The organism is Amycolatopsis suaedae, assembly GCF_004214935.1.
GTDB classification, from domain to species: domain Bacteria; phylum Actinomycetota; class Actinomycetes; order Mycobacteriales; family Pseudonocardiaceae; genus Amycolatopsis; species Amycolatopsis suaedae.
Map to the genome: position 1 here is coordinate 64,366 of NZ_SFCC01000001.1, position 23,167 is coordinate 87,532.

General features: G+C 70.1%; 20 protein-coding genes. 14 read left to right on the forward strand and 6 right to left on the reverse strand.

Annotated elements, in window-relative coordinates; all coding sequences use genetic code 11:
• Positions 1-5 precede the first annotated feature (5 nt).
• Both EWH70_RS00350 and EWH70_RS00355 read left to right on the forward strand, forming a co-directional pair.
• Positions 6-1,223: a phosphotransferase gene (locus tag EWH70_RS00350; protein ID WP_130473160.1), complete on the forward strand. Its 1,218-nt coding sequence runs from the start codon at positions 6-8 to the stop codon at positions 1,221-1,223.
• Between the two features lie 77 nt (positions 1,224-1,300).
• Positions 1,301-2,104, forward strand: a complete 804-nt coding sequence (locus EWH70_RS00355; RefSeq protein ID WP_420809027.1) for a GDSL-type esterase/lipase family protein — start codon at positions 1,301-1,303, stop codon at positions 2,102-2,104.
• On the opposite strand, the gene EWH70_RS00360 is transcribed toward EWH70_RS00355, so the two are convergent.
• A complete protein-coding gene (locus tag EWH70_RS00360; RefSeq protein ID WP_130473162.1) occupies positions 2,070-3,173 on the reverse strand; it encodes a hypothetical protein in 1,104 nt (367 codons plus the stop codon). The genes EWH70_RS00355 and EWH70_RS00360 overlap by 35 nt on opposite strands.
• A 14-nt stretch (positions 3,174-3,187) precedes the next feature.
• Positions 3,188-3,922, reverse strand: coding sequence for a metallophosphoesterase family protein (locus EWH70_RS00365; RefSeq protein ID WP_130473163.1), 735 nt, complete (start codon positions 3,920-3,922; stop codon positions 3,188-3,190).
• Positions 3,923-4,011: 89 nt separating this feature from the next.
• On the opposite strand from EWH70_RS00365, the gene EWH70_RS00370 reads away from it, so the two are divergent.
• Complete coding sequence (locus tag EWH70_RS00370) at positions 4,012-5,379, forward strand: replication-associated recombination protein A (protein WP_130473164.1); 1,368 nt, start codon at positions 4,012-4,014, stop codon at positions 5,377-5,379.
• Between the two features lie 463 nt (positions 5,380-5,842).
• Here the strand turns inward: EWH70_RS00370 and EWH70_RS00375 are convergent, their stop codons facing one another.
• Together EWH70_RS00375 and EWH70_RS00380 are read right to left on the reverse strand one after the other, a co-directional pair.
• Positions 5,843-7,927 carry a phosphocholine-specific phospholipase C gene (locus EWH70_RS00375; RefSeq protein ID WP_130473165.1) on the reverse strand — a complete coding sequence of 695 codons (2,085 nt, stop codon included), beginning with the start codon at positions 7,925-7,927 and terminating at the stop codon, positions 5,843-5,845.
• A gap of 52 nt (positions 7,928-7,979) precedes the next feature.
• Entirely contained in the window at positions 7,980-8,603 is a 624-nt protein-coding gene (locus EWH70_RS00380; protein ID WP_130473166.1) for a DUF3558 domain-containing protein, read from the reverse strand.
• A 71-nt stretch (positions 8,604-8,674) separates the two neighbouring features.
• On the opposite strand from EWH70_RS00380, the gene EWH70_RS00385 reads away from it, so the two are divergent.
• From EWH70_RS00385 to EWH70_RS00435, 11 genes are all read left to right on the forward strand, one after another.
• The gene (locus EWH70_RS00385) at positions 8,675-9,232 is read left to right on the forward strand and encodes a GNAT family N-acetyltransferase (protein WP_240686716.1); all 558 of its coding nucleotides are present in this window, start codon (positions 8,675-8,677) and stop codon (positions 9,230-9,232) included.
• Between the two features lie 117 nt (positions 9,233-9,349).
• Positions 9,350-9,751 (forward strand): DUF948 domain-containing protein, encoded by a 402-nt coding sequence (locus tag EWH70_RS00390; RefSeq protein WP_130473167.1) that lies wholly within the window; start codon positions 9,350-9,352, stop codon positions 9,749-9,751.
• A complete protein-coding gene (locus EWH70_RS00395; RefSeq protein WP_130473168.1) occupies positions 9,748-10,047 on the forward strand; it encodes a hypothetical protein in 300 nt (99 codons plus the stop codon). The genes EWH70_RS00390 and EWH70_RS00395 overlap by 4 nt, the downstream gene beginning before the upstream one ends.
• A gap of 82 nt (positions 10,048-10,129) precedes the next feature.
• The gene (gene alaS / locus EWH70_RS00400; RefSeq protein ID WP_130473169.1) at positions 10,130-12,796 is read left to right on the forward strand and encodes an alanine--tRNA ligase; all 2,667 of its coding nucleotides are present in this window, start codon (positions 10,130-10,132) and stop codon (positions 12,794-12,796) included.
• On the forward strand, positions 12,793-13,284 hold the full coding sequence (gene ruvX, locus EWH70_RS00405; RefSeq protein WP_130473170.1) for a Holliday junction resolvase RuvX: 492 nt from the start codon (positions 12,793-12,795) through the stop codon (positions 13,282-13,284). Before alaS ends, ruvX begins: the two co-directional genes overlap by 4 nt.
• Complete coding sequence (gene mltG, locus EWH70_RS00410; protein WP_240686717.1) at positions 13,281-14,843, forward strand: endolytic transglycosylase MltG; 1,563 nt, start codon at positions 13,281-13,283, stop codon at positions 14,841-14,843. Before ruvX ends, mltG begins: the two co-directional genes overlap by 4 nt.
• Positions 14,844-14,850: 7 nt before the next feature.
• Positions 14,851-15,675 carry a shikimate dehydrogenase gene (locus EWH70_RS00415; protein ID WP_130473657.1) on the forward strand — a complete coding sequence of 275 codons (825 nt, stop codon included), beginning with the start codon at positions 14,851-14,853 and terminating at the stop codon, positions 15,673-15,675.
• 35 nt (positions 15,676-15,710) lie between these two features.
• Positions 15,711-16,295, forward strand: a complete 585-nt coding sequence (locus EWH70_RS00420; RefSeq protein ID WP_130473171.1) for a GrpB family protein — start codon at positions 15,711-15,713, stop codon at positions 16,293-16,295.
• A gap of 99 nt (positions 16,296-16,394) precedes the next feature.
• Positions 16,395-17,591, forward strand: a complete 1,197-nt coding sequence (locus tag EWH70_RS00425) for an endonuclease/exonuclease/phosphatase family protein (RefSeq protein WP_130473659.1) — start codon at positions 16,395-16,397, stop codon at positions 17,589-17,591.
• Positions 17,588-18,529, forward strand: a complete 942-nt coding sequence (locus EWH70_RS00430) for a D-2-hydroxyacid dehydrogenase family protein (protein WP_130473172.1) — start codon at positions 17,588-17,590, stop codon at positions 18,527-18,529. Before EWH70_RS00425 ends, EWH70_RS00430 begins: the two co-directional genes overlap by 4 nt.
• A gap of 47 nt (positions 18,530-18,576) precedes the next feature.
• The gene (locus tag EWH70_RS00435) at positions 18,577-19,410 is read left to right on the forward strand and encodes an alpha/beta fold hydrolase (RefSeq protein ID WP_130473173.1); all 834 of its coding nucleotides are present in this window, start codon (positions 18,577-18,579) and stop codon (positions 19,408-19,410) included.
• Here EWH70_RS00435 and EWH70_RS00440 read toward each other — a convergent pair.
• Positions 19,402-20,214 carry a serine hydrolase domain-containing protein gene (locus tag EWH70_RS00440; protein ID WP_130473174.1) on the reverse strand — a complete coding sequence of 271 codons (813 nt, stop codon included), beginning with the start codon at positions 20,212-20,214 and terminating at the stop codon, positions 19,402-19,404. The two genes, EWH70_RS00435 and EWH70_RS00440, sit on opposite strands and share 9 nt — an antisense overlap.
• Positions 20,215-20,302: 88 nt before the next feature.
• The gene (locus tag EWH70_RS36670) at positions 20,303-21,682 is read right to left on the reverse strand and encodes a glycosyltransferase (protein WP_130473175.1); all 1,380 of its coding nucleotides are present in this window, start codon (positions 21,680-21,682) and stop codon (positions 20,303-20,305) included.
• Positions 21,683-23,167 lie beyond the last annotated feature (1,485 nt).

The window sequence follows — 23,167 nt, forward strand, 5'->3', positions numbered from 1 at the left end:
GGACAATGACTGTGGACACGTCTGAAGACGGAAGTGACTCGGCAGCCAGGCGATCCGTAGGAACCACCATCGGATGCCCGAGCGTCGACGAGGCGGTCAGCGCGGGTGAGGCGGTGCTCGCCCACCGGTTCGGCAGTGCGATCACGCTGGTCGAGCCCGAGGATCTGGCCGGAAGCGGCCCGGCGACGGTGGTGCGGGCCAAGGTGGCGACGTCACCGTTCGCGCTGCCGCGCACGCTGGTCATCAAGTGCTATCCACCGGCGCCGGACGGCGCCGAGCCGTCGACGATCGACCCCTTCGCGCAGGAGGCGGTCAGCTATCAGCTGTTCACCGCACTCCCGCAGGAGGAGCGGGTCTGCCCGGAGCTGCTCGCGCACAGCAGCGAGCACCGGGTACTGGTGATCGACGACCTGGGCAGGGCACCGACGCTGGAGGACACCCTCTACCGCTCCGACGCCCGGGCGGCCGAACGGGCCCTGCTGTCCTGGGCGCGGGTGCTGGGCAAGCTGCACGCCAGCACCGCCGGCCGGGAGGCCGACTTCAACGCGCTGCTGCGCAGGCTCGGCCGGAGGGTGCACGGCGAGGACACCGGTTTCGTCGTCGCGACCGCACAACTTCCCGCGCTGCTGGAGGACGTCCTCGGCGTCGCCACGCCGGACTCCGTGCGGGCCAGGGTCGACGCCGTCGCCGAGCAGGCCCGGTCGGCGCGGTACCGGGCGTTCAGCCCGGTCGACCTGTCGCCGGACAACAACCTGGTGACCGGAAGCGGGGTGCGGTTCCTCGACTTCGAGCGCGGCCGGGTACGCAGTGCCCTGGTCGACGCGGCCTGCCTGCGGGTGCCGTTCATCTCCGCGGAGCAGCCGCTGGCGCTGCCGGTCGGGATGAGCGAGGCGATGATCGCGGCGTGGCGCGCGGAGGTCGCCGGCGTGTGGCCCGCGCTGGTCGACGACGACCTGCTGTCGGCGCACCTGCTGGACTCGCAGCTGCTGCGGGTGTGGCTGGCGACCTGGGAGTCGCTGCCCAGGGTGCTCGCGGGCGGGGCCGGCGCCGCGGCGCCGACCGGCCGCGCCGCCGCGCTGGTGACCTGGTGGGCCGACCTGGCCACGCACGCCGAACGGGCCGGGTTGACCGACGTCGCCGAGCACGCCGGGCTGGTCGCCGGGACGCTCGACGCCCGCTACGGTCCCGGCCTGCGGCTGGCCCTGTACCCCGCCTTCCGATAGTTAGCCGAGCCGTCCCCGGCTGGTCACTCAGGCATCACCGCCGGTGAGTGTGCGTGCCCGATCGTCAGCACGTGACCGTGCTGCGTGAAGAAGCAACCCCAGTCGTCACCACCCCCGTTCCCGTGCGCCGGCTCGCCGTCCTGGGCGATTCGACCGCCGTCGGTCTCGGCGATCCGCTGCCCGGCGGTGGCTGGCGTGGGGTGGGTCCGCTGGTCGCCGACGCGCTGGACGTACCGGCCGACGGCTACCTGAACGCGTCGTTCACCGGCGCCCGGATGCGGTGCGTGCTCGATGACCAGCTGCCCGCCGTGCTGCGGCAGCGGCCGGACGTCGCGCTCGTCGTCGTCGGGATGAACGACACGCTGCGCTCGGACTTCGACGCGGCCGCGATGGCCGCCGACCTGGACGCCGTGGTGACCCAGCTGACCGCGATCGGGACGCTGGTCGTCCCGGTGCGGTTCCACGACCACGGCAAGGTCTTCCGGCTGCCCGGCGCGCTCTACCGGGCACTGCGCTCGCGGATCGACGAGCTGAACGCGGCGATCGACTCGGTCGTCGCGGCGCGCGGGGTGCCCTGCCTGGACCTCATGGCGATCCCCGGCGCCTACGAGCTGAGCACCTGGAGCGTGGACCGGCTGCACCCGTCCGAACTCGGGCATCGCTTGCTGGCCAAGGGATTCACCGACATCATCGCGGCGGCTGGCCGGGACGTGCCGCGGCCGGTGAGCCTGGTCTGCTCGGGCGGCGTCCGGCCGAGCACGGCCCAGCACGTGGCGTGGCTCGTCGTGAAGGGCATTCCCTGGCTGTGGCGCCGGGGCAGTGATCTGGTCCCCTACGCGGTGAGCATCATCCTGCGCTCGGCGTGGGAGGCGCGCCGCTGAGCAGCCGCGGGCGCAGCTCCAGCCACTGTGCCAGGGTGCGGGCGAGTTCGGCCGATTCGAGGTGTGGCAGGCAGTCCCGCAACGCGTGGAGCTGATCGCGCAGCCGCCGGGACAGCCGGATGTCGCCGGGGGACAACGCCTGCCCGCCGGCCAGTCCGCGCCCCTCGTCGAGTGCAGGCGCGGTCGCCAGCCACCGCCGGACCAGCTCGTCCATGGTGGGCAGGGCCGCCACGTCCCGCGGGTGGCTCAGCCGCCAGCCGGCGAGGTTGACCGCCGCCTGCCCGGGCGGGTCGATCCCGCGGTCACCGGCGTCGGCGTCCAGCGCGATCCGCAGCCGCGTCCACGACGGCGGGCCGTCGTGGCTCTCGTTGCCGACGGTCAGCCGCAGGAAGTCCCACCACAGCACGCGGTCCGGGCCCGCGCCGGGCTGGTGGTCGTCGAGCCAGTCCGCCCGGCGAGCCGCGGGGACGCCGAGCAGGGACTCGGCGTACCGGCGGAACTCCTGCCGCTGGCCGCCGAAGCGCTGCTGTGCCTTGAGCGTTTCCTTCCGGCCCGCGCCGCCGAGCATCTTGACCACCGTGCCGGGCGGGCCCCAGTCCGCCTCGTCCGGCGAGCCGACGACCAGTGCGGACAGCGGCACGCCGGGTACCCAGTGCTCGCTCCACGCGGGGTCGTGCCACCGGGTGGCGCTGTCCATGGTGAACCCGCGTGCCTCCACCGCCGACCGCAGGTCGGCGATGTCGAGCCGTTCGCGGAACCGGCCGTGGCGGCGCCGCAGCACCGGGCCCACGATGCGCCGCCTGTGCAGGCGGCCGCGGCCGGTGAGCCGGTGGTTCTGCGTGCCGTAGTGGGTCGCCTCCCAGTCGCCGGACGCGTGCCGGATCCAGCCGATCTCGACCAGGCCGTAGCCGCTCAGCGCATAGGTGTGCTCCGATCCGGCGGGGGCGTGCTGCTCGTAGAGCCGGCCGTCGCCCAGCACGTCCTGGACGGTGGCGAGGTCGCTGGTGTGGTCGATCCCCAGCACCGTTCCGGTGATCGCCAGCCCGGCGAAGAAGTCCAGCTCGGTCACCGCGACATCTTCGCCTACCGCGCCCTGGGGGCGAACACGCCGTGGGCCTCGCGGTCGGAGGCGGGGGAGCGGACGAAGAAGTCCACCCACCGCTCGACGTCCGGGTAACCCGAGGTGTCCACTATGGACCGGCAGGCCGCCTCAGCGTCGAACTCGGTGCGGCGCAACCGGATCTCGCCGCCGGACAGCAGCGCCCAGCACGCGCCGGTGCTGCCGTAGGGCATGCCGACACTGCCCGGGTTGACCACCGTCCTGCGGTCGACGAGCCGGGCGAACGGCATGTGGGTGTGGCCGCAGACCACCGTGCGAACCTCGTCCGGCACACCGGCGAGGACCTCGGCCCACCGCTCGTAGGAGCTGTCCACGAGCACGATCTCCTCGTCGTCACGGGGAGTGGCGTGGCAGAACAGGGTGTCACCGAGGCGGACGGTGGTGGGCAGGCCGGCCAGCAGCTCGACCTGGTGCGGCCGCAGCCGCGCAGCGGCCCATGGCGCGATCGGGTCGGGGATCGCGGTGTCGCCGCCGCTGGCCAGCGTGACCAGCTCGCGGTCGGCGTTGCCGCGGACCCAGACGGCCCGCTCGCCCAGCGAGACCAGCAGGTCGAGGGTGGGGCCGGGCTGCGGCCCGGCCGCCAGGTCGCCGGTGAGCACGACGCGGTCGGCCGCGGCGACGTCGGGTTCGGCGAGAACCGCCTCCAGCGCGGGCAGCACCCCGTGAATGTCGGACAGGACGGCGACACGCTCGGTCATCGGCTCAGCCTGCCGCGTGGCGCACCGCCGGGCCAGTGGTGTTCGCGGCCAGCGCACGCACCGTCGGTGGGGGCGGTTACCGTGAGGTGGTGCAGCAGGACGAGCTCTTCACGGTGAACCCCGACGTCGGCCCGCCACCGGACGAGCCGGAGGCGCCGAGGGAGATCGCGGTGCCGCCGGGGTCGCCGCTGGCCGTGCGGATGCGGCCGCGCACGCTGGACGAGGTCGTCGGGCAGCAGCACCTGCTCGGTGAGGGCGCCCCGCTGCGGCGGCTGGTGGAGGGCGCCGCTCCGGCGTCGGTGCTGCTCTACGGCCCGCCCGGCACCGGCAAGACCACGCTGGCCAACCTGGTGTCCACGGCCACCGGGCGCCGGTTCGTGGCGTTGTCGGCGCTGTCGGCCGGGGTGAAGGAGGTCCGCGGGGTCATCGAGGAGGCCCGGCGGCGCCGCCGGTACAACGCCGAGAACACGGTGCTGTTCATCGACGAGGTGCATCGGTTCTCCAAGACCCAGCAGGACGCGCTGCTGGGCGCGGTCGAGGACCGCACGGTGCTGCTGGTGGCCGCGACCACGGAGAACCCCTCGTTCTCCGTCGTCTCGCCGCTGCTGTCCCGGTCGCTGGTGCTGCAACTGCGGCCGCTGACCGACGACGACGTGCGGGAGCTGATCGACCGGGCGCTGGCCGACGAGCGCGGGCTGGCCGGTGAGCTGGAGCTGACCGGCGACGCCCGCGCCCACCTGGTGCGGCTGGCCTCCGGCGACGCGCGGCGGGCGCTGACCGCGCTGGAGGCCGCGGCCGACGCGGCGTCGGCCACCGAGGCGAAGACCATCGACCTGCCCACCGTCGAGTCCACTGTGGACAAGGCGGCGGTGCGGTACGACCGGGACGGCGACCAGCACTACGACGTCATCTCGGCGTTCATCAAGTCCATCCGCGGCTCCGACGTCGACGCGGCACTGCACTACCTGGCTCGGATGATCGAGGCGGGGGAGGACCCGCGGTTCCTCGCGCGGCGGCTGGTGGTGCACGCCAGCGAGGACATCGGGATGGCCGACCCGACGGCGCTGCAGTCGGCGGTGGCGGCAGCGCACGCGGTGCAGTTCATCGGCATGCCGGAGGGCAGGCTCGCGCTGGCGCAGGCCACCATCCACCTGGCCACCGCACCCAAGTCGAACGCGGTGATCACCGGCATCGACGGGGCGCTGGCCGACGTGCGGGCAGGCCGTATCGGTACCGTGCCGCCGCACCTGCGCGACGGTCACTACGCCGGTGCGGAGAAGCTGGGGCACGCGCAGGGCTACCGCTACCCGCACAACGTGCCGGAGGGCGTGCTGGCGCAGCAGTACCCGCCGGACGGCCTGGTCGGGGTCGACTACTACGAGCCCACCCAGCGGGGTGCCGAGCGCACCCTCGCCGAGCGGGTCCCGAAGCTGCGCCGCACGATCCGCGGCGGCTGACCCCGGGCTGACTTTGCCGTGAAGGGGGCCCTCACGGCATCAGACAGCAAGGCCCCGGCACAGTCCGGTCGCGGGCAGGCGGGGTGGCTGGTCTCGAGCGTGGAACTCGTGTACCGGAACGCAGAAGTCGCGGTCCTGAACGCAGAACTCGCGTGCGCGAGCGCAGAACTCACGATGTGGACGCCGGTTCTCACGTGATGCCGGTCGCCCGCGTGAACGGCCCGTTCGCGCGAGTCGTACGTTCTGGGGCGCGAGTCGTAGGTTCTGACGCGCGAGTTGTCCGTTCCGGACCCGCGAGTTGCACGTTCCCGCCTACCCGGTCCCACTGCCCGGCACGCTTGTTCCAGATCGCGAGACCCAGCCCGTGCTCGCGTGCCCGGCAGGGTCCCAGCCTGTGAACCCAACCTCACGCCAGGTATCCGGCCCCACGCGGACTGTATAACGACCTATACGGTGTGGCCGTTCAGCCGCTCACGCCAGGGCGGCCATTCTCGACCCGTCCGGTCAGGGCGCTGAGGAAGGCGGGGTCGGCGTCGGTGGTGACGCGGACGTCGAACCAGCCCTGTTCCGTCCGCCACGGCAGCCGTGCCGTTCCGCGCGGCGGCGCGGGCAGGACGCGGGTGGTGTGCGCGTAGCGGCTGCTGGTGAACCGCATGAGCACCAGCCGGTCGCCCGGGTTGGTGACCGACAGCTCGATACCCGAGCGCAGCGGCAGCGTGCGGCTGCGTACCTCGATACCGGCCGCGGCGCCGCTGCGCCTGCCACGCAGTTCCCACCACGCCCGGTTCGGCCCCTGCACGACCACGCGGTAGTCCTCGCCGGTCAGCGGCAGCCGGATCTCCCGGGTGCCGGTGACGTCGTGGTGTGCCGGACGGGGCAGCTCGACGCCGGCGTAGGCGTAAACGGCGAAGTGCACCGCCGACGTCCCGTCGTTGGCCAGCGTCAGCACGAGGTGGCCGTTCGCGACGTGTCCGGTCACCGTGGGCCGGTAGGGCAGCGGCCGGGCCGGGCGGGTGCCGGGCTCGACGGCGGGCAGGGCCTGCCGGACCGGGGGCTTGGGGTGCCAGCGGTCGATGGGCCGCGGCACCGGGCCCGGCTTGCGGGGCAGCGGCGGCCTGCCGGTCCGGGTGAAGTCGAACGCCCCGGTCAGATCGCCCGCGACGGTGCGCCGCCAGCGGCTGATGTTCGGTTCGGCGACGCCGGTCCAGCGCTCCAGGAACCGCAGGACCGAGGTGTGGTCGTAGACATGTGAGTCGACGAAGCCGCCGACCGACCACGGCGACACGACGGTCATCGGCACCCGCGGCCCGAACCCGATCGGCTGTCCCTCGAAGTGCTCGGCGGCGTCGTCCGCGGGCGGCACCGGCGGTGGCACGTGGTCGAAGTAGCCGTCGTTCTCGTCGAAGTTGAGCAGCAGCACGGTACGCGACCAGGTGTCCGGGTCCGACGCGATGGCGTCGAGCACGTCGTAGATCAGGTTCGCGCTGCCGACCGGGGTGGACGCGCCGGGGTGCTCGGAGTCTGCGGCCGACGGGACCAGCCAGCTCACCTTCGGCAGCGTGCCGGCGGCGATGTCGGCACGCAGGCGCGGTACCAGCGACTCGGGTTCGGTGCGGCGCATGGCCCGTTCGAACAGGTTGCGCTCGGCCGGGGTGAGCGTGGCGACGCCCGCCTCGAAGCGCCGCAGCAGCTCGGCCCGCTCGTCCGCGCTGCGGTCGAACAGGGCGAAGTAGAACTCCTCGGTGGTGCGGAACTTCGTCGTGGGAGTGTTGACGGCTTCCAGGATGCGGCGGCCGATCCGCTTGAACGGCACGAAGTACTCGACCGCGTTGTCGGTGAAGTTGTCCCACTCCTGGTAGATGCGCCAGGACACGCCCGCGGCGTCGAGGCGCTCGGGGTAGGTGGTCCAGGTGTAGCCGGGGTGGTCGTAGGAGTAGGCCGCGTTGGTGACTGCGCGGCGGCCGTCGGCCTCGGTGCCGATGGTGCCGGTCATCAGGTAGTTGCGGTTGGGGTTGGTGGAGCCGAACACCGAGCAGTGATAGGCGTCGCAGATGGTGAACGTGTCGGCCAGCTCGTACTGCAGCGCGATGTCGGTGCGGTCGTAGTAGGTCATCGTGGCCGGTGTCTTGGCGGCGATCCAGGCGTTGTTCCAGCCCTTGGCCCACGCCCTGCCGCTGCCGCCCCAGCTGTGGTCGAGGTCGCCGAGGTACTGGATGTCCGACGGATCGCGACCGGCCGCGGCGGCCTGCTCGCGCAGTGAGAACGGCAGTACGGTGCCGCCCGCGGGGTTGGGCTGCTCGAAGATCGTGCCGCCGCCCGGCAGCTCCAGCGGCGAGGCGTCGCCGAACCCGCGCACGCCGCGCAGGGTGCCGAAGTAGTGGTCGAACGAGCGGTTTTCCTGCATCAGGACGATGACGTGCTCGATCGCCCGCAGGCCGCCGCCGCGGATCGGCTGGGCCATGGCGGTGTGCAGGGACGGTGGGAGCAGTGATCCGGCGAGTGCGGCGCCGGAGACGCCGAGCATGCGGCGGCGGGAGAGTTCGGGCATGCCGGAACACTCGCCGAGCGACGTGAACGGCGCAAGAACCCTTGGTAGCTGATCAGCGCAGGTTTCGGATGATCAGCTCGGCCGCCTTGGCGGCGGCGCCGCACGGATCGTTCTCCCAGTGCGGTACCGGCTTCTCGCTTTCGAGTTCGTAGTTCACGACCAGCATGGTGTCGTCGGCGACGCCGATCGACGCGTTGCAGGAGCGCTCGGGCAGGTCGCCGGGGATCGAGATGATGACGGGGAGACCGTCGATCGAGGTCTCGGTCCACCGGGTGTACAGCTCAGGCTGGCGCCGATGGAGGTCGACGAGGTGGGCCAGGGATCTGAGGTTCACGGTCGCCGGACCCGGAAGGAACGCCAGCACCGATGCCGAGGTGAACCTGAACCAGGAGCACGACGGGCCGTCGGCGGAGTGGGAGTCCGTGTCGATCGGGCCGAGCGGATCGTCGACGATGCTGAGCTGGGCCAGCTCGTCCTTGCCGAGGGCGGAACACGGGTTCGCGACGAACCTGTCGAGCGGCAGCGGGTTGCTCACCGGGGTGACCGGCACCGGGGCGCCGGTCGCGGCCGGGACCGGCGTCGGCAGGTTGCGCAGCCACTCCGGCACGTCGGACTCCGGACCGCATGCCGAGGCGCCGAGTACGAACACCACGGCGGCGACGAGTCGGATCCACATTCGCAGCCTCCCCTCTGCGCCGGTGATCGTAACCGATCGACTTCGGCGGGTGACGGGCTACGGTCGGCGGCGTGGAGGTTTCGACTCGACGGCTCCCGGGCAGCGCCGGCGCCGACACCGCGTTGATGCAACGGCTGGCCGACCTGGTGAACGTCGTCTACGCCGAGTCCGAGCAAGGCATGTGGAACGACGGCGCGGCACGCACCAGCACCACCGAGATGGCGTCGATGACGGCCGCGGGCGAGATCGTCGTGGCCACCCTCGGCCGGGAGACGGTCGGCTGCGTGCGCCTGCGGCGCATCGACGAGACGACCGCCGAGTTCGGCGTGCTGGCCGCCGACCCCGCCCGGCGTGGCGTCGGCGTCGGGCGGGAACTGGTGCGCCACGTCGAGCGGGTCAGCGCGGCCGACGGCGTCACCACGATGCGGCTGGAGGTGCTGGTGCCCCGCGAGTGGTCTCACCCCAGCAAGGAGTTCCTGATCGGCTGGTACACCCGGATCGGCTACCGGCGCACCGGCACCGGCCGCGTCGACGAGGCGCACCCGCACCTGGCGCCGCTGCTGGCCACGCCGTGCGACGTGGCCCAGTTCGCCAAGCCGCTCACCGAAAGCTCATTCGGAGCCGAGTAGCCGAACCCGAATAGTCTGACCCGGACGGGTACGGCCAGCCTGCCCGGTAGGCCGTGGCCGGGCACGGTAGCCTGACCGGCAATCACAGACCGGAATCGAAAGAGCCGAGGAGGGCCCGTGTCGGCAGGGCAGATCGCCGCACTCATCGCCGCAGGCGCGTTCGTACTGCTGGTGCTGCTGCTGGCGATCCCGTTGGTCAAGCTCGGCCGGACGCTGGACGAGGCCACCATCGCGATCCGCAAGGCACACGAGAACACCGACCCGCTGTTCGACGGCGCCAACGAGACCATCACGCACGTCAACACCCAGCTGGAGCGGGTGGACGGCATCACGGCCAACGCCAAGGCGGTCAGCGGCAACGTCTCCGCCCTGTCCTCGGTGTTCACCGCGACACTCGGCGGTCCGCTGGTGAAGACCGCGGCCCTGTCCTACGGCCTGAGCAAGGCCATCCGCAGGCGCAAGTCCGCGAAGGCCGACAGGGCCGTCGCCACCAAGGTCAGGCGGAGGGGCAGGGCATGAGGCGGCTGTTCTGGCTCGGCGTCGGCGTGGTCGCCGGCGTCGCGATCTCCCGCAAGGCCACGGAAACCGCTCGTCAGGCGACGCCGGCGGGGTTAGCCTCGAACCTGGGCGACGCCGTGCGGGAGCTGGCGGGCGCCGTTGGCTCGTTCGGCGCCGACGTCCGGGCGGGCATGAGCGAGCGGGAACAGGAGCTGGCCGACATGGTGGAGCAGCGCGCCGGAGTCGAGGTGTCGCGGCGGCCCGAGGGCCGTCACGCCGCACCGCGCCCGCGGCGAGCTCGCCGGGCGGAAGGCTGACGCAGCCGGCCGTCGCGCGAGACGCCGCAGCGAACCTTCCGCCGGAGCAGGCCCCCGACCGCTTCCAGCACAAGGAAAACCAGTGGAAACACACGAGATCAACAACCGCTTCCTCGGCTACTTCGAAAAGCAGGGGCACACCAGGGTGCCCAGCGCCTCGCTGATCCTGGACGACCCGAACCTGCTGTTCGTCAACGCCGGCATGGTCCAGTTCAAGCCGTACTTCCTCGGCGAGGTGCCGCCGCCGTACCCGCGCGCGACCAGCATCCAGAAGTGCGTGCGCACCGGCGACATCGACGAGGTCGGCAAGACCACCCGGCACAACACGTTCTTCCAGATGGCCGGCAACTTCTCGTTCGGCGACTACTTCAAGGAAGGCGCGATCGCGCACGCCTGGGAGCTGCTCACCACCTCCCAGGACTCCGGCGGCCTCGGCTTCGACCCGGACCGGCTGTGGGTGACCGTGTACGAGAAGGACGCCGAGACGGCCGGCCTGTGGAGCCGGGCCACCGGCATCCCGACCGAGCGCATCCAGTACCGCGGCGCCGAGGACAACTACTGGGACATGGGCGTGCCCGGTCCCGGCGGCCCGTGCTCGGAGATCTACTTCGACCGCGGCCCCGAACACGGCCGGGACGGCGGCCCCGCCGTCGACGAGGACCGGTACCTGGAGATCTGGAACCTGGTCTTCATGCAGGACATCCGCGGCGAGGTCAGCCCGAAGAAGGGCGCCCCGGTGCTGGGTGAGCTGCCGAAGAAGAACATCGACACCGGCATGGGCGTCGAGCGCGTGGCCTGCCTGCTGCAGGGCGTGGAGAACGTCTACGAGACCGACCTGGTGCGCCCGGTGATCGCCAGGGCCGAGGAGTTCTCCGGCCGCCACTACGGGCGCGACCACGCCGACGACGTCCGGTTCCGGGTCATCGCCGACCACGCCCGCTCCGGCATGCTGCTGATCGGCGACGGCGTCACCCCCGGCAACGAGGCCCGCGGCTACGTGCTGCGCCGCCTGCTGCGCCGCATCGTCCGCTCGATGCGCCTGCTCGGCGTGCACGAGCCGGTGCTGCCCGAGTTCGCCGCCGTGGTGCGCGACGCGATGTCGCCGTCCTACCCGGAGCTGGCACGCGACTTCGACCGGATCAGCGACGTCATGCGGGCCGAGGAGGAGACCTTCCTCGCCACGCTCACCAGCGGGTCGCGCATCTTCGACCTCGCCGCCGAGCAGACCAAGCGGTCCGGTGGCTCCGTCCTGGCCGGGGACAAGGCGTTCCAGCTGCACGACACCTACGGCTTCCCGATCGACCTGACCCTGGAGATGGCGGCCGAGCAGGGCCTGGAGGTCGACGAGGCGGGCTTCCGCACGCTGATGGAGGAGCAGCGGCAGCGGGCCAAGGCCGACGCCGCGACGCGCAAGAGCGGCCACGGTGACCTGTCGGTCTACCGCGACGTGCTGGAGGCCCACGGCGAGACCGAGTTCCTCGGCTACACCGACCTGCAGGCCACCGCGAACGTCGTCGGCCTGCTGGTCGACGGCACGCCGGTGCGCAGCGCGGCCGCGGGCACGAAGGCCGAGCTGGTGCTGGACCGCACCCCGTTCTACGCCGAGAGCGGTGGCCAGGTCGCCGACACCGGTGTGCTGGTCGGTTCGGGTGTCGAGCTGACCGTGCTGGACGTGCAGAAGATCGTGCCGGGACTGTTCGTGCACCGGGTCGAGGTCGTCTCCGGCGAGGTCGGCGTCGGCACCGAGCTGACCGGCTCGGTGGACGCCGCGCGCCGGTCGGCGATCGAGCGCTCCCACTCGGCCACCCACCTCGTGCACGCCGCGGTGCGCGGTGCCTACGGCAAGCGCGCCGCGCAGGCGGGCTCGCTGAACTCGCCCGGCCGCATGCGGTTCGACTTCACCAGCTCCGGCGGTGTGTCGGCCGATGTGCTGACCGAGGTCGAGGAGGAGGTCAACGACTACCTGCGCACCGACGTCGAGGTGCAGAGCTACGTCACCACCAAGGACAAGGCGCTGGAACTCGGCGCGATCGCGTTGTTCGGCGAGAAATACGGCAACGACGTCCGCGTGGTCGACATGGGCGAGTACTCCCGCGAGCTGTGCGGTGGCACCCACGTCCAGCGCATCGGCCAGCTCGGCCTGGTCAAGCTGGTCGCCGACGCCTCGATCGGGTCGGGCGTGCACCGGGTGGAGGCGCTGGTCGGCCCGGACGCGCTGCGGTACGTCCGCAAGGAGCAGCTGCTGGTCTCCCAGCTGGCCGGCACGCTGAAGGTGCCCACCGAGCAGCTGCCGTCGCGGATCGACGACGTGCTGTCCCGGCTGCGTGCCGCGGAGAAGGAGATCGAGCAGCTCAAGACCCAGCAGGTGCTCGGCTCCGCGGGCGACCTCGCCGCGAAGGCCTCCGACGTCGACGGTGTCGCGGTGGTGGCCGAGAAGCTCGCCGACGGCGTCGACGCCGCCGGCGTGCGGGCACTGGCCGCCGAGGTGCGCGGCCGGCTCGGCAGCCGGCCCGGCGTCGTGGTGCTGTTCGCGCCGTCCGGGGACAAGCTGAGCTTCGTCGTGGCCACCACGGCGGCGGCCAGGGACAAGGGCATCGCCGCGGGCAAGCTGGTGCCGTCGTTCGCGGGGCCGGTCGGCGGCCGCGGGGGCGGCAAGCCGGACCTGGCGCAGGGCGGCGGGACCAACCCCGCCGGTATCGACGAGGCCATCACCGCGGTGCGGACGGCCGTGCGGGAGGCGGCTGGGTGAAGCCCCCGCAAGCGGACCGGCCCGGGGAGGACGATCCCGGGCCGGGCCGTCGTCTGGGTGTCGACGTCGGTGCGGTGCGGGTGGGGATCGCGCTGAGCGATCCCTCACCCGTTCTTGCTACCCCGCTCGTTACCCTGTCGCGTGATGCGACCCAGGACAGCGATCTCGACCAGCTCGCCGCACTCGTCACCGAGCACGAGGTGGTCGAGGTGATCGTGGGTCTGCCGAGGACGCTCGCCGACCGGCACGGTCCGGCCGCGGCCATCGCCGTCGAGTATGCCGAGGCGCTCGCCGGCCGGGTGGCCCCGGTGCCGGTGCGGCTGGCCGACGAACGGCTGACCACGGTCAGCGCGGCACGCATGCTGTCCGGACGCGGGGTGAAGGGTCGCAAGCAACGGGCGGTCGTCGATCAGGCGGCGGCCGTGGAGATCCTGCAGGGCTGGCTGGACGGACGAGCCGCCCTGCGTGCGCGGAAAGGTGAGTCGTGACCGACGACCCCTACGGCGAACGACCGGCCCGGCGGCCGCGTCAACCCCGTGACCCCAGGCAGCAGCCAGGCCCGGTACCCCGCACCCGGCGTCCCGGCGACCCCCGCCGCGCCCGGCCCTCTGCCGAGCAGCCACCCGCCTGGGAACCCGACGAGCCGCGTGAGCCCGTGCGACGGCCGGCGCCGCCGCGGGCACGGCCGCCCCGCCGGGCCGAACCGCCCCGTCCCAGCGGCAGGCGGCACCTGGAGGAGGAGCCGCCGACCGAGGTGATCGACAGCCCGCCGCCGCCCCCGCCGAGGCCGCGGAGCCGTCGTGCCGAGCCGGAACCGGAACCCGTTCCCGAGGACGACTACTACGACGACCTGCTCGAGGACGAGTACTACGACGACGAGTACTACGACGACGAGTACGAGGACGAACCGCCGCCCCGCAAGCGGCGCCGCGGCCGCCGGGTGCTCGGCTGGGTCGCCGCGCTCGCGGTGATCGGGCTGCTCGCCGCCGGAGCGTTCTACGGTGCCCAGGAGTTCCTCGGCTTCGGTTACGACGACTACGAGGGCAGCGGCGAGGCCGACATCGTCGTGCAGGTCGCCGAGGGCAACTCCACCAACGCGATCGGCGCCAAGCTGCAGGAGGCCGGTGTCGTCGCCAGTGCCAAGGCGTTCGTCGAGGCCAGCGAGGACGACGACCGGGTGCGCAGCGTGCAGCCCGGCTACTACGTGCTGAAGACGAAGATGTCCGGCGCCAGCGCGGTGGCCAGGCTGGTCGACCCGGCCGCACGCAAGGGCGTGCTGCAGATCCGCGGCGGCACCCAGCTCGACGACATCATCCAGCCGGACAAGAAGGTCACCGACGGCGTGTACGCGCTGCTGTCCAAGGCGTCGTGTGCCGACCTCAACGGGCAGAGCACCTGCGTGCCGCCGGATGCGCTGCGGCAGGCCGCGGGCACCGCCGACCTGACCGCGTTCGGCGTGCCACCGTGGGCGGCCGAGCAGGCCGCCAAGGCCGAACCCGCCCGCCGTATCGAAGGGCTCGTCGCCCCCGGGGTGTACGACGTCAAGCCCGGCTGGAACGCACAGGAACTGCTGGGCGCGGTGCTGAAGGAGTCGGCGACGCGGCTGCAGGCCACCGGCCTGCCCAAGGCCGCCGACGGCACCGGCCGCACGCCGTACCAGATCCTGACGATCGCCTCGATCATCGAACGCGAGGGTGTGAAGACAGACTTCGGCAAGGTGTCCCGGGTGATCTTCAACCGGCTGGGCAAGGACATGAAGCTGGAGATGGACTCCACCATCAACTACGTCCTGCACCGCCCGGTGGTGACCACGACGCCGGAGGACCGCGCCAAGGCCGGTCCGTACAACACCTACCTGAACAAGGGCCTGCCGCCGACGCCGATCTCCGCGCCCAGCGAGGAGGCCGTCGAGGCCGCGCTGAAGCCGGCCGAGGGGGAGTGGCTGTTCTTCGTCAAGTGCGAGAAGAACGGGCTGTCCTGCTTCGCGGTGACCAACGACGAGCACGAGCAGAACAAGCGTGACGCCAGGGCCCGGGGTGCCTACTAGGGCGGCGGTGCTCGGCAAGCCGGTCGAGCACTCGCTCTCGCCCGTGCTGCACGGCGCCGCCTACCGTTCGCTGGGCCTGTCCGGGTGGAGTTACGACCGGGTGGAGATGGACGCCGAGGGCCTGCCCGCGTTCGTCGCCGGGCTCGGGCCGGAGTGGGCCGGGTTGTCGGTGACCATGCCGGGCAAGCGGGCCGCGCTGGCCGTCGCCGACGAGGTGACCGACCGTGCCGCGGCCGTCGGCGCGGCCAACACACTGGTGCGCACCGGTGCGGGCTGGCTGGCCGACTGCACCGACGTCGACGGCGTCCTCGGTGCGTTGCGGGCGGCGGGCGGGTACCGGCCGTCGCCGGGCGACGCCGGTGTCGTGCTGGGTGCCGGTGGCACGGCGGCGGCGGTGGTCGTCGCGTTCGCCGCGCTGGGCCTGTCCGGGGTGACACTGGTGGTCCGGGACCCGGCCCGGGCGGCCGAGACGGTGGCGGCCTGCGACCGGGCCGGGCTCGCGGTGGACGTCCGGCCGTGGGCCGATCTGGCCGCGGTGCCGGCCGGGGCGGCGGTGCTGGTGAGCACCGTGCCGCCGGCGGCCGTCGCCGGTGCGGCGGACGCGCTGGCCTCGGCCGGGTGCGTGCTCGACGTCATTTACCACCCGTGGCCCACGCCGCTGGCCGAGGCGGTCGCCGCCCGCGGCGGCCGCCTGGCGACCGGGCTGGACATGCTGCTGCATCAGGCGTTCGGCCAGGTGGAGCAGTTCACCGGGCGGCAGGCGCCCAGGCAGGCCATGCGCGACGCGCTGCACGAGGCGACCGGAGGCATTCTGCCGCTGCCGCTGGACTGATAATCTGGCCCGCTGCCTTGAGGAAAGGAGCCGGCGTGGCCAAGTCCGAACGCGTGCCGTACACCGACGAGGAACTGCGGGAGTCCTTTGTGGACGGCCCGGTGGAACTCAACTCGACCGTCACTCTCGCCGAGTACGATCCCGGCTGGCCCGCCCGGTTCGAGCGGGAGGCCGCCCGGATCCGCGCGGCGCTGGGCGACCAGGTCGTCGAGCTGGAACACGTCGGGTCGACGTCGGTGCCCGGGCTGTGCGCGAAGCCGGTCATCGACATCATGCTGGTCGTGCCCGACTCGTCCGACGAGCCCCGCTACCTGCCCGCGCTGGAGGCGGCCGGCTACCAGCTGCGGGTGCGCGAGCCCGACTGGGAGGAGCACCGCTGCCTGCGGGGCCCGGACGACGACGTGAACCTGCACGTCTACTCGCCGGGCAGCCGCGAGATCGAGCGGTACCGGCTGTTCCGGCAGCGGCTGCGGGAACACCCGGAGGAACGGGAGCTGTACGCGGCCACCAAGCGGGAGCTGGCCGCCCGCACCTGGCGGTACATGCAGAACTACGCGGACGCCAAGAACGAGGTCATCGACGCCATCATCGCCCGCGCCCGGGCCGCCCAGGGCACGTGAAGGCCACCTTCATTACGTCTCACGTAATGAAGGTGGCCTTCACGTGCTTGGCACCTGTCGGGCACCCGCCCGGTTTAGGGTGTCCGGGTGACTCGACGGATGACCGCGGCCACGCTGGTGGCCCTGACGACCGCCGCCCTGCTGACCCCGGCCGCGGCCCACGCCGAGCCGGAGGGCTTCGGCAGGAGTGTGCGGTTCGCGACGTTCAACGCCTCGCTCAACCGCGCCCGCGCCGGGCAGCTGCTGGCCGACCTGTCCGCACCGGGCAACGAACAGGCGGCCAAGGCAGCCGAGGTGATCCAGCGCAACCGGCCGGACGTGCTGCTGGTCAACGAGTTCGACTACGTCGCGGGCAACGCCGCCGCCGACGCGTTCCGGGCCAACTACCTGCGCGTCGGGCAGCGCGGCGCGCAGCCGATCGACTACCCGTACGTCTACACCGCGCCGTCCAACACCGGTGTCCCCACCGGGTTCGACCTGGACCGCAACGGCACGGTGGGCGGCGGCAACGACGCGCACGGGTTCGGCGAATTCGAGGGGCAGTACGGGATGCTGGTGCTGTCCCGGTTCCCGATCGACACCGCGGGCATCCGGACGTTCCGGAACTTCCGCTGGAAGGACATGCCGGGCGCCCTGCTGCCCGACGACCCGGCCACCCCGGCGCCCGCCGACTGGTACGGGCCGGATGCGCTGAACGTGCTGCGGCTGTCGTCGAAGTCCCACTGGGACCTGCCGGTGCGGGTGGGCCGCCAGGTCGTCCACTTCCTCGTCGCGCATCCGACACCGCCGGTGTTTGACGGCCCGGAGGACCGCAACGGCAGGCGCAACCACGACGAGACCCGCTTCTGGGCCGACTACGTCACGCCCGGCAGGGCCGGGTACGTCTACGACGACGCCGGCCGGCGTGGCGGGCTGCCGTCCGGTGCGAAGTTCGTCGTCGCGGGTGACTACAACGCCGACCCGCACGACGGCGACGGCGTGCCCGGCGGGATCGAGCGGCTGCTGCACGCGCCCCGGGTGATCGACCCGCGCCCGGACAGCCGCGGTGCCGTCGTGGCAGCCCGTGAGCAGGGCGGCGCCAACACCACCCACTGCGGGCCGGCCCGGCTCGACACCGGCGACTTCGCCGACACCACCCCGGGCAACATGCGCGTGGACTACGTGCTGCCGTCGTGGGGCCTGGTCCCGTGGCGCGCCGAGGTGTTCTGGCCGGTGCCCGGCTCGCCGCTGGCGCGGCTGAACGACACCAGCGACCACCACCTGGTCCGGGTGGACGCCTTAGTCTTCGGTGCATGAAGATCGCGATTCTCGACGACTACCAGAACGTGGCGCTGGGCCTGGCCGACTGGGCCTCGCTCGACGCCGAGGTGGAGGTGTTCACCGACTACATCGGTGATCCCGACGAGCTGGTCCGCAGGCTGGCCGGCTTCGAGGTGGTCGTCGCGATGCGCGAGCGCACCCGGTTCCCCGCCGAGTTGCTGGCCCGGCTGACCGACCTGCGGCTGCTGGTCAGCACCGGCAGGCGCAACGCCGCGATCGACCTCGCCGCCGCGCACGAGCGGGGGATCGTGGTCTGCTCCACCGGCTACCAGCCGACGCCGACCGTCGAGCACACCTGGGCGCTGATCCTGGCCGCCGCACGGCACCTTCCCGCGGAGGTGGCGTCGATGCACGCGGGCGGCTGGCAGACCACCCTCGGCACCGGCCTGGCCGGCAAGACACTGGGCCTGCTCGGACTGGGCAGGCTGGGCGCCAGGGTGGCCGAGGTCGGGCAGGTGTTCGGCATGGAGACGATCGCCTGGAGCCAGAACCTGACCGCCGAGCGCGCCGCCGAGCACGACGTCACCGCGGTGAGCAAGGAGGACCTGTTCCGGCGCGCCGACGTGCTGTCGGTCCACCTGGTGCTCAGCGACCGCAGCCGCGGCCTGGTCGGCGCGGGTGAACTCGCGCTGATGAAGCCGGGCGCGCTGCTGGTCAACACCTCGCGCGGGCCGATCGTCGACGAGCGGGCACTGCTGGAGGCCCTGCACGCCGGCCGCATCCGCGCGGCGGTCGACGTCTACGACGTCGAGCCGCTGCCCGCCGACCATCCGCTGCGTTCGGCGCCGAACACCGTGCTCACGCCGCACATCGGCTACGTCACCCGCGACCTGTACGAGGTGTTCTACGGCGACGCGGTGGAGGACATCGCCGCCTACCAGGCAGGCAACCCGATCCGCGTGATGCGGCCCTGACCGGGTACCCTATCTCTTTACAACGTATAGAGATAGGGAGGACGTGCATGCCCACGGCAACGCTGCACGACGGGAACACGATCGAGGTCGCCGTCCGGGGCAGTGGCCCCGACGTGCTGCTGGCTGTGCGGCCCGACCCGGTCGAGGGCCCGGCCGCCGACGAGATGCGCAAGTGGGGAGTGGACCCCTCACTGGGGGCGACCCTGGTCGAGGACCTGGCCAGGGACTTCCGGGTGACCGCGTTCGACTACGAGGGCCACTGCCTGGCCGTCCCCAAGCCGGACACGCTGACCCCGGATACGACCACCGCCGACATCCTCGCGGTCGCCGACGCCGCCGGGGTGGACCGGTTCGCCTTCTACGGGTACTCCTGGCTGGCCATGAGCGGCCTGCAGCTGGCCATCCGCACCGGCAGGCTGTCGGCGCTGGTGATGGGCGGGTTCCCGCCGCTGGGCGGGCCGTACGCGGAGATGCTCGCCGGCACCACCGCCACCCACGAACTGGCACTGCGGCCCCGGCAGGACCCGGCACCCGAGGGCGAGTTCGACTGGGACACGGCTCCGATGACGATGACTCCCGGCCAGACCCGGCAGTTCATGACGCTGTACGAGGCGCTGAAGGGCTTCGACGACGCCGCCGCCCAGGCCCGGCTCACCTGCCCGCGGCTGTGCTTCGCCGGCTCGGCCGACGTGATCGACTACAGCGAGCGCTGGGGCGGGATGCACGTCGACATCGGCGGGATGGTCGTTGCCCGCCGGGCCGAGCTGGCGGCGGCCGGATGGGACGTCGAGGTGCTCGACGGGCTGGATCACGTGCAGGCCATGCAGCCCGGTGCCGTCCTGCCGGTGCTGCGTCCCTGGCTGGAGTCGCGGCTAGGCTAGCTCGGCCAGCACGCCGTCGGTGAACTCCGGCCAGGCCTGTGCCGCCCACGGGCCGAACTTGCGGTCGGTCAGCGCCACGCACGCGGCCCCGGCGTCCGGGTCCACCCACAGGAACGTTCCGGACTGTCCGAAGTGGCCGAACGTGCGGGGCGAGCTGTTCGCGCCGGTCCAGTGCGGGCTCTTGTGGTCGCGGATCTCGAACCCGAGGCCCCAGTCGTTCGGCTTCTGGTGACCGAAGCCGGGCAGCACGCCGGTCAGGCCGGGGAACTGGACCTCGGTGGCCGCGCTCAGTGTCGACGGGTCGAGCAGGGTGGGTGCCTGCAACTCGGCGGCGAACCGCACCAGGTCGTCCACAGTGGACACAGCGCCCGCCGCGGGGGAACCGTCCAGTTTGGTCGCCGACATGCCCAGCGGGCCGAACAGGGCCTCGGCCTGGTAGTCGGCGAAGGCGATACCCGAGTGCTCGGCCAGTGCGTCGGCGAGCTGTTCGAATCCCGCGTTCGAGTACAGCCTGCGCTCGCCGGGCGGTGCCATCACCTTGTGCGCGTCGAACGCCAGGCCGGAGGTGTGCGCGAGCAGGTGCCGGATCGTCGCGCCGTCGGGACCGGCCGGCGAGTCCAGCTCGACCACGCCCTCCTCGACCGCGATCAGCGCGGTGTAGGCGGTGAGCGGCTTGGTCACCGACGCCAGCGGGTAGGGCCGGGCGGTGTCGCCGTGGCTGCCGGCCACGGTGCCGTCGGCCAGCACCACCGCGGCCGCCACGTTGTCAACTGGCCAAGTCTCGAGAGGGAGCAGGCTTTCCATACGCTCACCTTACGGACCCGTGCTCTTGCGCCCGCTGCGGGCGCGGCATGAGAGGTGACTCGGGCGTGTAAGTCCAACATTGAGGTAATCATCCAGCTGGATCTAAAGAGGCGGGCGGCAATTCGTGGTCATTATCCCTTCGCAGAACCGAGCGGTCGAACAATGCGTCGGTCCAAGGGGAGCACAGCTCACGGTATCGGGCGCCTTCCGTTCTGCCGCGCAACTCGGATAGTAGTTCAGCGATTAGAGCGTCCAGATGTCCTCCCGCGCGGGAGAGTGAACTGCTGGCGACTAGCTGTTCGTCTTGTCTTACCCTAATCGTGTCTAGTAGATCGTGCTCGTCAGCGCTTCCATCTAGTAGGGCGAAGACTGAACGAAAGTAGTGTGCGTCGGGATGTCTTCCCCCGGCCAGTTGTTCCAGCTTGTCGCAATGGTCGAGTACTGCAAACCATAGTTCTAGATTGGCAAGACGTTGACATGTCTGAACTAGTGCGAGCGCGTAGTATTCATGGACAGTTCTCCAATCCCCATTGCTTTCCCGTGTATCCAACAATTCGAAAAGGGCGCCACATAGCTTTCCAATACTTGGGCCATCGAGTGTGGGCAGAGAGTCCCGAATTGTGTAATACAGCCACCGTGGATTTGTGGGCTCGATGCGGCGCGCATCGGAAAGTAGGCGAAGGTTTCGCTCGCGCTTGGCCTTATCTTGAACGACGCTTTGGTTGTAGCCGTCGTGTAAGAAGTCGATGTTTAAGCCGACCACACCGAGTGGTGAGCCGTCAGTCGTATTGTAAGGGTACTCGTGCACTGGTCCTTTGAATCTAATGCTGGCATCTGCTCGAAAGATACGTGGAACGTCGGTAGTTGTTATGTGATTATCCACGTCGTGTATTCTGGGCGCGAAGACGAGCTGGTTTACGTCTTCGATTCGGTCGATCGACGAAAGGCACTTCTTGAGATATGGTCCAGATTTCTCGGATACCCACTCGTCTGCGTCGACGAATACAACCCATTTAGAAGTGAGCGCTTCTAGGGCAAGATTTCGTACGTTGCTGAATGAATCTTGCCAAGGTGTCTCAATTAACTCAACCCCTCCATCCTTGTAACCCTCTACTATCTGGATAGTGTTGTCAGTTGATCCGGTATCCACTACGAGGACGTAATCGAATTGATGTCCGATGATACTGTCGAGACAGCGCGAGATGCACCGCTCTTCATTTCTGCTCAGAATTACAATGCTAACTGTACAGTCGTTACGGTGCTCACTGTTGACATTGAGGTCGAGGGTTGGTGTGAAGAGTTGAGAGATCCAAGGCCCTAAGCTATCTACGGAGCTGTTGTCAGGTGCACTGTGAGGCATTTGACCCTTACTGATCACATAGGTAATGCCGCGGATTCCTGCCGTGTTTACCTGGCAAGAATCCGCGGCCAGTGTCGGAAACCTAGGTTCTAGAACCCTTGCCCGCATGCCTCTTTATAGCCCAAATCTTCTTTGGTGCCGCAGGCGCCGGTGAAGGTATGGTGGAATACGTGACATAGTGTGACATGGTTAGGCCTGTGGCTTCGGATATAGCGAAACTCGCTCCAGGCGGCTCCGCAAGACTTTGTATGCGAACTGGCCCTGAAATTGGGTCGCATCAAAGTGTGACAATCGTTACGGACTGACGAGTCGGCGGACTGGGTAGCGCTTGCGGTTCCTGCTGATATGGCGAAGAAGGACGCTGTTGCGAGCAGTACTGCGGCGAGACTGCCAATCTTTGCCGTATGCTTGCGGTGGGTGAGAGATTGGTTAACTTGCTGGCCAATCAAGTCCGATTCAAGTTCTTGAAGAAAGAATCTTTGCTCGTTTTTCATACTGCTGCTACCCCTCTTCTTTGTGAAACTTCTTTCTGTGATCTTAAAAGTGAAAGATGATCTGATTGTCGTGAAAAGTACGACAATTGTCGTCGATTAGTGCTAGCGATTTTAAGCTATACCGATGTGCGATTGAACTCGTACCGCTATCTGGGTGAACGAATGCTTGGTCGGCGCATGTTGCCGCCAGCTTATAGAAATATAGAAGGAGGGCTGCTGGAAACTGCCGTTTGTGGCAGTTGAAGCCTGGTCCTAGTGTCGAACAAGCGAAGTTCGAGGCGCTGCGTGACTCTGGCGGTGCTGTTGATGGCGCCAGGTTGGCCGGACGACGCAGCGGAAACTACGTTCGCTCGGCATTACGAGCATTGTCTCCGTGCTCGACACCACTGACGGCACAGTGCTCGGCGACTCAACAAGTACCGCACATCCAGGTGTAGTCGACCGAGGAGGCGAGGGTCGTCGCGGCGTACGCAGTCAATCCCGTCCTACGACGGCGCCGCAGGAGGCGGGCTATCGAGTTCACCGAGCTTCTCGCTGCTAAAGGCAACGCTGTTGCCGCTCGGAGGGGGTATGTGCCTGATCTTGTGCGACAGCACGCGCCCTGGAAGATCCTAGCGATCAAAGCCAGCTGACCCGTAGAGATGGTTCACAGGAGATTTTGCGGCTTTGTGAAGGAAAGTGGGAATGGATTAAAGTGTCAGAGCCTGAAGTCCGATACTGGTCGTAAGAAAGACTACGGAAGGCGATTGGCTCAGTCGTAGGAATGTTGGCTGCGGGGTTCCAGGCTCACGGCCTTGGCGCGCTGTGGGTGTTCGATCGGTGGGCCGGAGCCGATAGCGTGGCGGTCCGGAGGCGCTTGGCTTTAGGTGTGAGCGCCATTGGTGGAACGGGGCGTTGTCCCATGGAGCCCGAAGTGGGCAAAAATCCGACGGCTGTCGTCGCTCCAGTGGCGCGACCTGAACGTGGTTACTTACGCCTCGAGGTGCTCGTTGGCGACCTGTTGTTAGCGAGCGCCATCTCGTCGAGTCGTTGGTCACCTGGTGAAGTGGCTGCCCGTAGGACAGCCTACGAGCCACAGCGCAGAGCCACCACACGCGGG